The sequence below is a fragment of the Pinisolibacter sp. DMC100 genome, assembly GCF_056313705.1.
In genome coordinates, this window is record NZ_JBQUZT010000004.1 from 131,403 (window position 1) to 144,738 (window position 13,336).

The 13,336-nt window shown below is 70.8% G+C and carries 13 protein-coding genes; 11 read left to right on the plus strand and 2 right to left on the minus strand.

The window, feature by feature from the left end; translation table 11 throughout:
- Nucleotides 1–18 precede the first annotated feature (18 nt).
- Nucleotides 19–225 carry a hypothetical protein gene (locus tag ACT541_RS16095; RefSeq protein WP_476138111.1) on the minus strand — a complete coding sequence of 69 codons (207 nt, stop codon included), beginning with the start codon at nt 223–225 and terminating at the stop codon, nt 19–21.
- A 510-nt stretch (nt 226–735) separates the two neighbouring features.
- Here ACT541_RS16095 and topA point away from each other — a divergent pair.
- The 10 genes from topA to ACT541_RS16145 all read left to right on the plus strand — a co-directional run bounded on the left by topA (nt 736) and on the right by ACT541_RS16145 (nt 10,704).
- A complete protein-coding gene (gene topA, locus ACT541_RS16100) occupies nt 736–3,423 on the plus strand; it encodes a type I DNA topoisomerase (protein WP_476138112.1) in 2,688 nt (895 codons plus the stop codon).
- 219 nt (nt 3,424–3,642) lie between these two features.
- Complete coding sequence (locus ACT541_RS16105) at nt 3,643–4,425, plus strand: GGDEF domain-containing protein (protein ID WP_476138113.1); 783 nt, start codon at nt 3,643–3,645, stop codon at nt 4,423–4,425.
- A 76-nt stretch (nt 4,426–4,501) separates the two neighbouring features.
- Nucleotides 4,502–6,829: a ribonuclease R gene (rnr, locus tag ACT541_RS16110; RefSeq protein WP_476138114.1), complete on the plus strand. Its 2,328-nt coding sequence runs from the start codon at nt 4,502–4,504 to the stop codon at nt 6,827–6,829.
- 11 nt (nt 6,830–6,840) lie between these two features.
- The gene (locus ACT541_RS16115; RefSeq protein ID WP_476138115.1) at nt 6,841–7,458 is read left to right on the plus strand and encodes a glutathione S-transferase family protein; all 618 of its coding nucleotides are present in this window, start codon (nt 6,841–6,843) and stop codon (nt 7,456–7,458) included.
- Nucleotides 7,459–7,509: 51 nt separating this feature from the next.
- The gene (locus ACT541_RS16120; protein WP_476138116.1) at nt 7,510–7,965 is read left to right on the plus strand and encodes a DUF983 domain-containing protein; all 456 of its coding nucleotides are present in this window, start codon (nt 7,510–7,512) and stop codon (nt 7,963–7,965) included.
- On the plus strand, nt 7,965–8,735 hold the full coding sequence (locus ACT541_RS16125; RefSeq protein ID WP_476138117.1) for an NUDIX hydrolase: 771 nt from the start codon (nt 7,965–7,967) through the stop codon (nt 8,733–8,735). The genes ACT541_RS16120 and ACT541_RS16125 overlap by 1 nt, the downstream gene beginning before the upstream one ends.
- A 4-nt stretch (nt 8,736–8,739) precedes the next feature.
- Complete coding sequence (locus ACT541_RS16130) at nt 8,740–9,351, plus strand: LysE family translocator (protein WP_476138118.1); 612 nt, start codon at nt 8,740–8,742, stop codon at nt 9,349–9,351.
- 192 nt (nt 9,352–9,543) lie between these two features.
- A complete protein-coding gene (locus ACT541_RS16135; RefSeq protein WP_476138119.1) occupies nt 9,544–10,077 on the plus strand; it encodes an EF-hand domain-containing protein in 534 nt (177 codons plus the stop codon).
- A 141-nt stretch (nt 10,078–10,218) separates the two neighbouring features.
- The gene (gene rpmG, locus ACT541_RS16140) at nt 10,219–10,386 is read left to right on the plus strand and encodes a 50S ribosomal protein L33 (protein ID WP_131311142.1); all 168 of its coding nucleotides are present in this window, start codon (nt 10,219–10,221) and stop codon (nt 10,384–10,386) included.
- A 153-nt stretch (nt 10,387–10,539) separates the two neighbouring features.
- A complete protein-coding gene (locus ACT541_RS16145) occupies nt 10,540–10,704 on the plus strand; it encodes a hypothetical protein (RefSeq protein ID WP_476138120.1) in 165 nt (54 codons plus the stop codon).
- Between the two features lie 75 nt (nt 10,705–10,779).
- Here the strand turns inward: ACT541_RS16145 and ACT541_RS16150 are convergent, their stop codons facing one another.
- A complete protein-coding gene (locus tag ACT541_RS16150; protein WP_476138121.1) occupies nt 10,780–12,777 on the minus strand; it encodes an OmpA family protein in 1,998 nt (665 codons plus the stop codon).
- Nucleotides 12,778–12,967: 190 nt separating this feature from the next.
- Between ACT541_RS16150 and ACT541_RS16155 the strand changes: the two genes are divergently transcribed.
- Nucleotides 12,968–13,183, plus strand: coding sequence for a hypothetical protein (locus tag ACT541_RS16155; RefSeq protein WP_476138122.1), 216 nt, complete (start codon nt 12,968–12,970; stop codon nt 13,181–13,183).
- The last annotated feature ends 153 nt before the right edge of the window (nt 13,184–13,336 follow it).

A 13,336-nucleotide genomic window follows, 5' to 3' on the forward strand; every position in this document is an offset into this window, starting at 1 on the left:
ATCGGCGGAAAAGGCCGATCAGGCCGAGCCGTTGCGGCCCTCGAAGACGGCGACGCGCGGCTGGGTGAGTACTTGCGAAGCCGCCTCCATCCGCGCCATGTCGATCAGATAGGCCAGGAAGGGCATCCCCGACTTGGTCGCCAGATCGCGCAATTCCGCCGCGGCCTGCTCGATGTAGGCGGCGGCTTCGTTGGCTTTCGCCGGTGAACGGACCGTCCCGGTCATTCGCACCTTTCCGCCCCGACCCGTCTCCCGTCGCGCCGAAGCCATCCGATTCGTCGTGCGCGTCGCGAAGCCGGCCGATGCGACCTCGACGCACGATCCACACGTCGACAATCGTAGATGTTGCACAATACAAGTCCATCTATTTCTGGTTGTATTTTGTGCCTTCCGGGTTGGAAAATCGGGCGCCGGGGCCGTGTCGGGGCACTGGGGCTTGACCCCCGCCTCGCGGCACCCCATTCAAGGAGCCGCCGCGCATCGGCCGAGAACACAACTCGCAGTGGTTGCGTTCGGTTGTGCGATGCACTTGAAAGTATCGCATTTATCGTCGATCCTCTCAATGCCGCTCTTCGCGATCGGCAGGACGGGGCCGACGGCTCGTCCGCTTTCCCCGATGCTCGGGCGCGCCGAAAGGCGTGCGTGGCGACGGGGATCGCCGTTTCGCTCCGACATCCGTCGGCGCGGGGCGGCCACGATCCCGCGCCGGAGCGCTTTCGGAGGTCCTCGCCCGCCATGAACGTCGTCATCGTCGAGTCCCCGGCCAAGGCCAAGACCATCAACAAGTACCTGGGTCCCGGGTACGAGGTGCTGGCGAGCTACGGCCACGTCCGCGATCTGCCGGCCAAGGACGGCTCGGTCCGGCCGGACGACGACTTCGCCATGGACTGGGAGGCCGACGGCAAGGGCGCCAAGCGGCTCTCCGAGATCGTCCGCGCCGTCAAGGGTTCCTCGCGCGTCATCCTCGCCACCGACCCGGATCGCGAAGGCGAGGCGATCAGCTGGCACGTGCTGCAGGTGCTGAAGGAGAAGCGCGCGATCAAGGACCAGAAGGTCGAGCGCGTCGTCTTCAACGCCATCACCAAGAACTCCGTGCTCGAGGCGATGAAGAACCCGCGCGAGATCGACGTCGCGCTGGTCGACGCCTATCTGGCGCGCCGGGCCCTCGACTATCTCGTCGGCTTCAACCTGTCGCCGGTGCTGTGGCGCAAGCTGCCGGGTGCGCGGTCGGCCGGCCGCGTCCAGTCGGTGGCGCTGCGCCTGATCTGCGACCGCGAACACGAGATCGAGACCTTCAAGGCCCAGGAATACTGGTCGATCGTCGCCCGTCTCGCCACGCCCCACCGCGAGGAGTTCGACGCCCGCGTCGTCGGCTTCTCCGGCAAGAAGCTCGGTCGCCTCGACATCAAGACCGGCGACGAGGCCGGCACCATCCGCTCGGTGCTCGAGCGGGCGACCATCTCGGTCACGTCGGTCGAGAAGAAGCCGGTCAAGCGCCATCCCTTCCCGCCCTTCACCACCTCGACGCTGCAGCAGTCGGCGAGCTATGCGCTCGGCCTCTCCGCCGCGCGCACCATGCAGGTGGCGCAGCGGCTCTATGAAGGTGTCGAGATCGGCGGCGAGACGGTCGGCCTCATCACCTACATGCGTACCGACGGCGTCGACATCGCGCCCGAGGGCATCGCCGGCATCCGCAAGGTGATCGGCCAGGACTTCGGCGACGCCTATCTGCCGCAGGTGCCGCGCAAGTACACCGCCAAGGCCAAGAACGCCCAGGAAGCCCACGAGGCGATCCGCCCGACCGACCTCACCCGTCGGCCGAAGGACGTGGCGCGCTATCTCGATGCCGAACAGGCCAAGCTCTACGAGCTGATCTGGAAGCGCACCGTCGCCTCGCAGATGGAATCGGCCATCCTCGACCGCACCACCGTCGAGATCGCCGCCACGCTGGGCGCCGAGCGCGTCGACCTGCGCTCGACCGGCTCGGTCGTCCAGTTCGACGGCTTCCTCAGGCTGCATGCCGAAGGCCGCGACGACGAGGAGGACGAGGAGAACCGCCGTCTCCCCGCCATGGCCGAGCGCGACCCGCTCGAGCGGCGCAAGATCTCCGTCGACCAGCACTTCACCGAGCCGCCGCCGCGCTTCACCGAAGCGACGCTGGTGAAGAAGATGGAAGAGCTCGGCATCGGCCGGCCGTCCACCTATGCCGCGACGCTGCAGGTGCTGCGCGACCGCGAATACGTCACGCTCGACAAGCGCCGCCTCGTCCCCGAGGACAAGGGGCGGCTCGTCATCGCCTTCCTCGAGAGCTTCTTCCTGCGCTACGTCGAATACGACTTCACCGCCGATCTCGAAGAGAGCCTCGACAAGATCTCGGCCGCCGAGATCGACTGGAAGGCCGTGCTGCGCGCCTTCTGGGCGGACTTCTCGGCCGCCATCGAGCAGACCAAGGAACTGCGCGTCGCCGACGTGCTCGACGCGATCAACGAGCTCCTCGGCGCCCACGTCTTCCCCGACAAGGGCGACGGCTCGGATCCGCGCGCCTGCCCGTCCTGCGGTTCGGGCAAGCTGTCGCTGAAGCTCGGCAAGTTCGGCTCGTTCATCGGCTGCTCGAACTATCCCGAGTGCCGCTACACCCGCCAGATGCAGGCCTCCGGCGCCGAGGGCGACGGCGAGGCCGGTCCCAACGGCGACGGCACCAAGGTGCTCGGCACCGATCCGGCGACCGGGCTCGAGGTCAGCCTCCGCGCCGGCCGCTTCGGCCCCTACGTGCAGCTCGGCGAGGGCGACAAGCCGAAGCGCTCGTCGCTGCCCAAGGGCTGGACCGCCGCCTCGATCGATCTCGAGAAGGCGTTGAAGCTCCTGTCGCTGCCGCGCGAGGTGGGTGCCCATCCGGAGACCGGCAAGCCGATCACCGCCGGTCTCGGCCGCTTCGGACCCTTCGTGCTGCACGACGGCACCTATGCCAACCTGCCGACCGCCGAAGAGGTGTTCGACATCGGCATCAACCGCGCCGTGACCCTGATCGCCGAGAAGAAGGCGGGCGGGCGCGGACGCGGCGCGCCGGCGGCGCTGAAGGATCTCGGCGAGCATCCGACGCTGGGCGGGCCGATCACCGTGCGCGACGGCCGCTACGGCCCCTATGTCGCCCACGACAAGGTCTACGCCACCCTGCCCAAGGGCATGGATCCGCTCTCGGTGACGCTCGACGTGGCCGTCGCGCTGGTCGCCGAAAAGGCCGCCAAGTCGCCGGCCAAGGGCAAGGCCAAGGCCGCACCGAAGAAGGCGGCGCCGAAGAAGGCCGCCGCCGCCGCGGAGGCCGACGGCGAGGCCGTACCGAAGAAGACCGCCGCCAAGAAGCCCGCGGCCAAGAAGGCGCCGGCGAAGAAGCCGGCCGCCAAGAAGACGACGAAGGGCGCCTGAGGCCCCCTTCGTAACGCTCCGATCGCCGTGTGCCCGTGAAATTCCGGGCCACGGCGCTCGCGACGACGTGAAACGATCCGTAAAACACCGTATGATACCGTCTTCGCGTCGCGGTGATCTGATTCGCCGCGCCCCTCGGGGGGGCTTCGCATGTCGGATCGAACCACCATCCTCGACTTTGCCTCACGTAAGACCATTCGTTCCGAGGAAGATCTGCGCTTGTACATCGCGCGGATCGCACTCTACGTGGCGATCATCGCGACCGCCGCGGCGGCGGTGCACGAAGGGCCGGAGCTGTCGTGGCACTCGGCCCCGACACTCGCCGGCGTCTTCCTCGCCGCCGCGATCTTCGCCGTGCCGATCGCCTGGGAGTTCGGCCGGATGTACCTCGAGTTGTGGGAGACGACGCGCTCGCTGCACCGGCTCGCCACCACCGACCACCGCACCGGCCTGCTCAACAACCACGCCTTCGTCTCGCGGGCGAGCGACCGCATCGACGACGGGCGCCGGATCGCGCTCCTCGTCGGCGATCTCGACCGCTTCAAGATGATCAACGACCGCCACGGCCACCCCAAGGGCGACGAGGTGATCGCCGCCGTCGGTGCCGCGATGTGCGGTCTGTTCGGCGACGACATGGTCGGCCGCATGGGCGGCGAGGAGTTCGCCGCCATCCTCGACTGTCCCTTCGAGGACGACGCGAGCGCGGCGAGCCACTGCGAGCGTTTCGCCGAGGAGCTGCGCCGCCGCGTCGCCGCGATCCGCATTCCGGCCGAGCGCGGCACGATCCGCCCGACCATGTCGATCGGTGTCGCCCGAGTCCGCGAGGGCGAGGATTTCGGCCAGATCTACGCCCGAGCCGACAAGGCGCTCTATCTCGCCAAGGCCTCGGGGCGGAACCGGGTGATCGACGAAAATCGTTTCGAACTCGACGAGACGACGCCGCCGCGGCTGCCCGACGACTGCGCCAACTGCCCGCTGCTGAGCGGCGCGGCGCGCTGCTGACACCCACGCGAACCGGGACAGGCGTCGGCCGAGGGTCTATGCTTTGCCCATCGACCACGATCCGGATCATCGACATTTGGCCCGCCGCCCCGACGACACCCCCGCCCCCGGCCCGCGCAAGCGGCTCGGCGATGCCCTGCCCTCGCGTGACGAGATCCTGAGCTATCTCGCCGACCATCCCGGCGAGGCGGGCAAGCGCGACATCGCGCGCGCCTTCGGCATCACCGGCGGCGCCAAGATCGCGCTGAAGCGCATCCTGAGGGACCTCACGAGCGAAGGCGTCGTCGAACGCAAGCGGCGCAAGCTCGCGCCCAAGGGCACGCTCGCCACCGTCTTCGTCGCCGACATCACCCGGCGCGACGCCGACGGCGAACTCCTCGCCGAGCCCGACGAGTGGGACGAGGAGGAGAACGGCCCAGCTCCGGTCGTGCTGATTCTCGCCGAACCGAACGCGCGACGCGGCACCCCGCGCGCCGCCGTCGGTATCGGCGACCGGGTGCTGCTGCGCATCACCGACATCGACGACGAACTGCCGCCGGGCGTCGCACGCGCCGCCCGCATCCTGCGCGTGCTCGACAAGAAGCCGCCGGACGTGCTCGGCATCGTCCGCCTCGTGCCGGGCGGCGCCCGCATCGCGCCGATCGACAAGAAGGGCCGCGAGTGGAACGTCGCCGAGCACGACATGAAGGACGCCAAGGAAGGCGACCTCGTCTCGCTCGACCTCCTGAAGTCCGGCGGACGCCTCGGCCTCGGCCGCGCCAAGGTGCGCGACGTGATCGGCTCGATGGCGTCGGAAAAGGCGGTCTCCGAGATCGCCCTCCACGTCCACGGCATTCCCCACGTCTTCCCCGTCGCGGTGATCGCCGAGGCCGAGGCCTGCGAACCGGTCAAGCTCGGCAAACGCGAAGACTGGCGCGATCTGCCGCTCGTCACCATCGATCCGCCCGACGCCAAGGACCACGACGACGCGGTCCACGCGACGCCGGATCTCGATCCGGAGAACCCCGGCGGTCAGGTCGTCACCGTGGCGATCGCCGACGTGGCGCACTACGTCCGCCCCGGCACCGCGCTCGACCGCGAGGCGGTCCATCGCGGCAACTCGGTCTACTTCCCCGACCGCGTCGTGCCGATGCTGCCGGAGAAGATCTCGACCGACCTCTGTTCGCTCCGCGAGAAGGAGGATCGCCCGGCGATCGCGGTGCGGATGATCTTCGACGCCGAGGGGCGGAAGCGCTCGCACACGTTCCACCGCATCCTGATGCGCTCGGCGGCGAAGCTCTCCTACCAACAGGCGCAGGCCGCCATCGACGGCCGCGTCGACGACAAGACCGACACGCTGATCGAAGGCGTGCTGAAGCCGTTGTGGGAGGCCTATGCGGTCCTCAAGCGCGGGCGCGACAGGCGCGAGCCGCTGGAGCTCGACCTGCCGGAGCGCAAGATCCTGCTCAATCCCGACGGCACGGTCGACAAGGTCATCGTCCCGGAACGCCTCGACGCCCACAAGCTGATCGAGGAATACATGATCCAGGCGAACGTCGCCGCCGCCGAGACGCTGGAGGCGAAGAAGGTCCCCCTGCTCTTCCGCATCCACGACATGCCGTCGGACGAGAAGATCAACGCGCTGAAGGAGTTCCTCTCCACCCTCGACATCAAGGTGGCGGCGAAGGGCGGGCTGAAGCCCGCCGCCTTCAACGCCATCCTCGCCAAGGTCGCCGACACGCCGAAGGCCGGGCTCGTCAACGAGGTGGTGCTGCGGTCCCAGGCGCAGGCGGAATACAATCCGCACAACATCGGCCATTTCGGCCTGCATCTGCGCCGCTACGCCCACTTCACCTCGCCGATCCGCCGCTATGCCGACCTCATCGTCCATCGCGGTCTGATCCGGGCGCTCGGCTTCGGTTTCGACGGGCTGCCGGAGACCTGGGACGACAAGCTCGAGGCGATCGGCACCGAGATCTCGGCCTGCGAGCGGCGCGCCATGCTCGCCGAGCGCGACACGATCGACCGGCTGATCGCCCGTTGGCTCGCCGACCGGGTCGGCGCCAGCTTCAGGGCCAAGATCTCCGGCGTCACCAAGTCGGGCCTCTTCGTGCGGCTCGACGACACCGGCGCCGACGGTTTCGTCCCGGCGGCGACGCTCGGCGACGACTACTACGTCTACGATCAGGTCACCCACGCGATGATCGGCCAGCGCACCGGCGAGACTCATCGTCTCGGTGACGCCGTCGAGGTGAAGCTCGTGGAGGCACAGCCCTTCGCCGGCGCGCTGCGTTTCGAGATGCTGTCGGAGGGCGCCATCGAGAAGGGCCTCGGGCGCAAGCGCCTCGCCGCCCTGTCGCGCGACAAGACGAGGGTTCGGGGCGCCCCGAGCCGCGGCCGCAAGGGGCCGCCGAAGCGGAAGTGAGGGATCGGACGATGATCGAAGTCTGGGGACGCCCCAATTCCTCCAACGTCAAGAAGGTGCTGTGGACGCTCGAGGAACTCGGGCTTCCCTACACCCGCCACGACGCCGGCGGCGCCTTCGGCGTGGTCGACACGGCCGCGTTCCGCGCCATGAACCCGAACGGGCTGGTGCCGGTCGTCACCGACGGCGACATGGTTCTCTGGGAATCGAACACCATCGTGCGCTGGCTCGCCGCCCGCCACGGCGACGGCCAGCTGATGCCGCTCGACCCGGACGGGCGTGCGCGGGCCGAACAATGGATGGACTGGGGCCATTCCTTCGCCGCCCCGTTCCGCCCGGTCGTCTTCGGCCTGCTGCGCACGCCGCCGGAGAAGCGCGACCTCGCGGCGATCGAGGCGGGGCGGCGGATCTGCGCCGATCTCTGGCAAATCGCCGACGCGACGCTCGCCGATCGACGCTTCATCGCGGGCGACGACTTCGGCGTCGCCGACATCGTCCTCGGCCCCTTCGCCTATGTCTGGTTCGGTCTCGACATCGAACGACCGGCGACGCCGAACCTCGATCGCTGGCTCGGTGAATTGCGTACGCGACCGGCCTGGGCGAAAGTGGTGGCGATCGGGCTCTCCTGAGCCCGGGCACGACGAGAGCCGGGCAACCGGCCGAACGGAAACGTCCGTCCCATGAAGGTCATTCACCACGGCAGCGGCGGCGGCGCGCCGCGTGGCCCATCGCGATCGGAGACGCGCGAACCGCGTCGCGCGATCCTGCGCGGTTTGCGCGGGCTCTGCCCGGAATGCGGGGTGGGCGCGCTGTTCGACGGCTATCTGACGGTGCGGCCGACCTGCAAGGTCTGCGGCGAGGCCTTCCATCACCACCGCGCCGACGATCTGCCGCCCTACCTGACCATCCTGGTGGTCGGCCACGTCGTGGTCTCCGGCCTGCTCGTCACCGAGAAGCTGTGGCAGCCGGCCGACTGGGTCCAGGCGGCGATCTGGCTGCCGGTGACGCTCCTTCTCTCGCTCCTGCTCGTCCGCCCCTTCAAGGGCGCGGTCGTCGCGCTGCAATGGGCCTTCCGCATGCATGGTTTCGCCAAGCGGTCGCCCGCCCCGTTCGATCCGTCGTCCAAGGCTTCCTGATGCGCCCCGTCTCCGACATCCTCGCCGAACTCAACGCCCTCGACCGCACCGGCAAGGCGCCCTACTACCGCCCGCGCGACGCGGCGACGCTGCTGATCCTCGATCGCTCCGGCGACGACGGCGCGCTGCGCGTGCTGATGGGCAAGCGCCACATGCGGCACAAGTTCATGCCCGGCGCCTGGGTCTTCCCCGGCGGACGGGTCGACGCCGCCGACAGCCGGGTGAAGCCGGCCGACGACTACGAGGCCCCGGTCGCCACCCGGCTGATGACCGAGGCGGGCGCGCGGGCCTCGGCGACGCGGGCGCGGGCGCTGGCGATCGCCGCCATCCGCGAGACCTGGGAGGAGGCCGGCATCCTGATCGGCACGCCCTCCCCCGCCGGCCCGACCGGCGAGGACCACGATCCGCACGACGCCTTCGCCGCCTTCCGGGCGCGCGGCTTCCTGCCCTCGATCGCGGCGATGCGCTTCGTCGCCCGCGCCATCACCCCGCCGGGGCGGCCGCGCCGCTTCGACACGCGATTCTTCGCGGTGCCGGCGAGCGCCGTCGGCGGACGGATCGAGACCGGCGTCGGCCCCTCGGGCGAGCTCGAGGACGTCGCCTGGGTCACCTTCGCCGAGGCCCGCGCCCGGCCGGAGCTGCCGCCGATCACCAAGGCGGTGCTCGACGAGCTCGACGGGCGGCTGATGCACGATCCCGCCTTCGGTCCCGACCATCCGGTGCCGTTCTATCGCTGGGTGCGCGACCGTTTCGTCCGCACGGAGATCTGAACCGATGAGCCTCCTCGCCCTCGCCATCTTCGCCGGCGCGCTGTTCCTCAACGCCGGATCGCCCGGACCGAGCGTCGCGGCGCTGGTCTCGCAGGTGCTGTCGCGCGGCGCCCGCTCGGTGCTGCCCTTCCTCGCCGCCATGTGGATCGGCGAGGCGCTGTGGCTCGCCGCCGCGGTCGCCGGGCTGGCGGTCGTCGCCGAGCGACTTCACGAGGTCTTCGTCCTCGTGAAGTGGGCGGGCGTCCTCTATCTCCTGTGGCTGGCGATCGGCCTGTGGCGCGATCCCGGCGCGGCGGAGGGCGAATCGACCGCCCCGACCGGCGGCTGGCGCCTCTTCGCCACCGGCATGGCGCTGACCATCGGCAATCCCAAGATCATGGTCTTCTACGTCGCGCTGCTGCCGACCCTGCTCGACGTGCGGGCGATCGGCCTCGCCGACTGGGCGCTGCTCACCGCCGTGCAGGTCGGCGTGATGGCCTTCGTCGACCTCTCGTGGGTCGCGGCGGCATCGGGCGCGCGGCGCTTCCTGACGTCGCCGCGGGCGGTGCGTTGGACGCGGCGGGCGAGCGCACTCGCCATGGGCGGGGCGGCCGCCACCATCGCGGCGCGGGCGTGAGCCACATTAAGCCGAGTTAACTGGAAAAGTTATACGTCGCGTCTTACTATTCGGGGCGTGGAAGAACCCGCCGTGGCCGACCGGTCGACGGCGCGAGGTTCTCGGAAGAAACATCGATCGATGCCGTCGCGACGGCACGGAAGGCGTGGGCTTTCCGTGGAGGGCGCGCGCGCGTCGACGAAGGAGGCCGTCATGAAACGCAGGACCCTCGCCCTCACCATCCTCGCCACCGGCGCCCTCGCGGTCGCCTTCGCCACCGTTCCCTCGGCCGATGCTCAGCCCGGACCCGGCATGGGCTGGGGTCAGGGCGCCGGGCGCGGCCAAGGCGCCGGCATGGGCGGCGGCATGGGGATGGGCCGGCCGGACGCACCGTGGCGCGAGCGCTTCGCCGCGATCGACACCGACGGCAGCGGCGCGATCTCGGCCGTCGAGATGCGCGAACAGGCCGAAGGCGTCTTCGCCGCGATGGACGTGAATTCCGACGATCGCCTGACGCGCGAGGAATACATGGCCGTCCGCATGGGCGCGCAGCGCGGGTACAATCCCGATCGGCAGGCGCAGATGCAGAGCCGCAAGGCCGCCCGCTTCGGCACCTGGGACACCGACCGCGACGGCTTCGTCAGCGCGGCGGAATTCGCCAAGGGTCACGAGGCGGAGTTCCGGGATGCCGACCGCAACGGCGACGGCGCGCTGACGCCGGTCGAATTCCGCGGCCGCAACTGGTGAACGGACCGGCCGAAAGGGCGTCTCGCGCTTGACAGCGCCGGCCTTTTCGGTCAGGTATGCCCCACTTCGAGATCGGCGCGAGGCCCGGTGCGCGAGCACGCGGGCCTTCGCTTTCGAGATTGTTTTCCAGAGGGACCGGCCATGGCCAAGGCGACCACCATCAAGATCAAGCTCGTGTCGACCGCGGACACCGGCTACTTCTACGTGACCAAGAAGAACTCCCGCACCATGACGGAGAAGTTCGCCGCGAAGAAGTACGACCCCGTCGCGCGCAAGCACGTCGAGTTCAAGGAAGCCAAGATCAAGTGATCTGAGGCTCCTGAATTCCGTGATCGACGAAAGCCCCGGCCTGCCCGGGGCTTTTCTTTTTCATGTCCGGTGGTTCGCATTGTCCGGATCCGGGAGAGCCTTCCTCGAGGAATCGCGCTCATCCTCGGATGACCCCCGAGGAGACCCACCCCGATGAGCAGTTCGATTTCCGCGGTCGGCTCGGCGCCGATCCGCACGGCCGAAAGGGCCGAAGGACCCGGCCGCGACCGTACCCCCGACAACGATGCCGACGACGGCAAGCAGACGAAGGCCAGTCCGCCGGCCGGACAGGGCCGCCTCGTCGATCGCTACGCCTGACCCCGCGCCGCGTCGCACCGGCACGAATCGAAAGGGCCGCCCCGAGGGGCGGCCCTTCCCGTCTTCGAAGGCCGGTCAGCGTCCGGCCGTACCGATCAGCGGCGTGATGCGGCGGACGGTGACGCGGCGGTTGACCTGCGACGGACCGTCGGTCATCTCCTTGGGGAACTGGGCGCCGTAGCCCTGGGTCACCAGGTTCTCCGCCGGGATCGAGAAGTCGCGGGAGAGCACCGCGGCGACCGCCTGGGCACGACGATCCGACAGCGACAGGTTGTCGACGTCGTTGCCGACCAGGTCGGTGTGACCCTCGACCAGGAAGATCTCGTCCGGATTGCGGGCGAGCGCGCGCGAGATGCCGCGGGCGATCCGCGCCAGCCGGCCGATCTCCTCCGGCTCGACGGTCCAGGCGCCGGTCGGGAAGGTGATCGTGTCGACGTCGATCGCCGGCATGTAGGCGCGCAGGTCGCGGCTCGAGCGGACCTCGTCGAGCGTGTAGCGCCGCGGCAGCGGACCGAGCGGCGGCGCCTCGAGCGTCTCCTCGATCAGCCGTTCGTCGGCACGGTCCGATTCGATCACCCAACGCTCGCGCGGCGCCGGCGGCGGCGGCAGGACCACGATCTCCTCGCGGAAACCCGGACCGCGCGGACGGAAGCCGTCGTCGATCAGCACCTCGCGGCGGCCGTCCGGCCATTCGCGGATGCGGCGGATCAGGCGGCCGTCGGCATCGGTGACGGTGACGATGCGCACGCCGTCGGGACGGCGCCACACCGACACGGTCTCGTCGCCGCGCCGCTCGACCGTGCTCTCGCCGCCGAAGTCGCGGAAGCGCGCGGTCTCGTCGTGACGCAGGAAGAGGCCGCCGCGATCGCGCACGATGACGCGGCCGTCCGGCTCCGAATAGAAGGTCGCACCGTCGCGGTCGATCTCGCGGCGCTGGCGGCGGACGTCGTCGAGGCCCTGGGCCTGACCACCGCTGCCCAGCAGCACGCCACCGACCACGCCGACCGCGGCACCGGCGGCCGCCGCGCCGAGCACGCCGCCGACACCGGGGCCGCGCGGACCTTCGGCATGGGGCGGGCGACCGGGTTCACCGGGACGACCGGGCTGGAACTGGGCGCCGGGCTGCGGCGGCACCGGTTGGACCTGCGGGGGAACCGGCGCGACGCCGGGACCCGTTCCGGGCACCGGCGGACGACCGGGGCCGGCGCCGGGAGTACCGGGAGCACCGGGCGCGCCGGGAGCACCGGGCGGCGGAACCGGCGGCGGGGCCGAGGACGAGGCCGGAGGACGCGATCCACCGGGCGCGGGCGCCTCGAAGGGAGCGGCGGGCGCCGGTGCCGCACCGACGGGCGGTGCCGGCGGGCGAACCGCCGGGGCCTGACCACTCGGCGCGGGCGGGGCGGGCGGACGCACGACCGGAGCCTGACCGCTCGGCGCGGGCGGGGCCGGCGGACGCACGACCGGAGCCTGACCGCTCGGCGCGGGCGGGGCCGGCGGACGCACGACCGGGGCCTGACCGCTCGGCGGCGGCGGCGGGGCGGCGGGACGGACCGCCGGGGCCGAACCGCTCGGTGCGACCGACGGCGCGGGCGGGGCAGCGGGGCGCTCGATCTTCGGCGCGGTCGGCGCGGTCGGCGCGACGTGAGCGGGCGGCGGGGCCACGTGAACCGGCGGCGGGGCGACACGGGTCGGGGCCGGCGGCGGCGGCGGCGTGCGACGTTCGATCTGGGGCGGCGGGGCGGCCGGGCGCGACGGCGGGGCTTCGCGCATCACCGGAGCGCTCGCCGGCGGACGCGACGGCGCGGGCGGCGCCACGTGGGGAGCGGCCGGCGGACGCGGCGGCTCGACGCGGGCGGGCGGCGGCGGCGCAGCCGGGCGCTGCGCGCCACCGGAGGCGGGCGGACGCTTCAGGGGATCTTCCTCGGGCTTCGTCGCCTGGGCGACGCGGATCGTGCCGTCGGTGGGGCCCGCGAACGTCCCCTGCCCGGCCGATGCGGCCCCCGCCCCTGCGCCGGTGGCGAGCAGGGTGGGCAGGATCGTGCCGATCGCGAGAAGGTCCTTCAGGGTCTTCATGTCGTCTCTCCCTCTGCGCGCAAAAGGCGCCGGACCACCATCCGACACCCCGATCGGGGCCGATCGATGTCGAAGATCGATCGTCTTTCGGCGGATAGAGGGCGAAAACGCGGCGGAAGGGCGCGGTCGGAGCCGTTGCCAAGGCGTGCGAGGGGTGTATGGTGCGCCTCTCGTCGACGGAGGACGCGTGATGGCCAATGACACGACCGGGTTCCGCTCGCTCGTCGAGCAGATTCAACAGCGCGATCGCGAGGTCGCCCCCACCGTCGGACGTCCGCGCGCCCGCGCGGCAGAGCGCAGCGAGAAGACCGAGCGCCCCGCCCGTCGCCGCGAGGCCGCGACCGCGGCCGAACGCGCGGTGCTGCGCGACGATCTGCCCGCCTTCCTGACCCGACGCTGGCTCTGAAGCCGCCCGTTCCGCCCGCGAGGGGCGGAGGGCCGGCCGAGCGATGGTGACCGGCGAGGAGGCCACTCGCGATCTTCGCTCGACCGGCACGACCCGATGGACCCGGGCGTTTGCGGCGATCCCGAGCCGTCGGGCTCCGAGACCTTCGTCCGC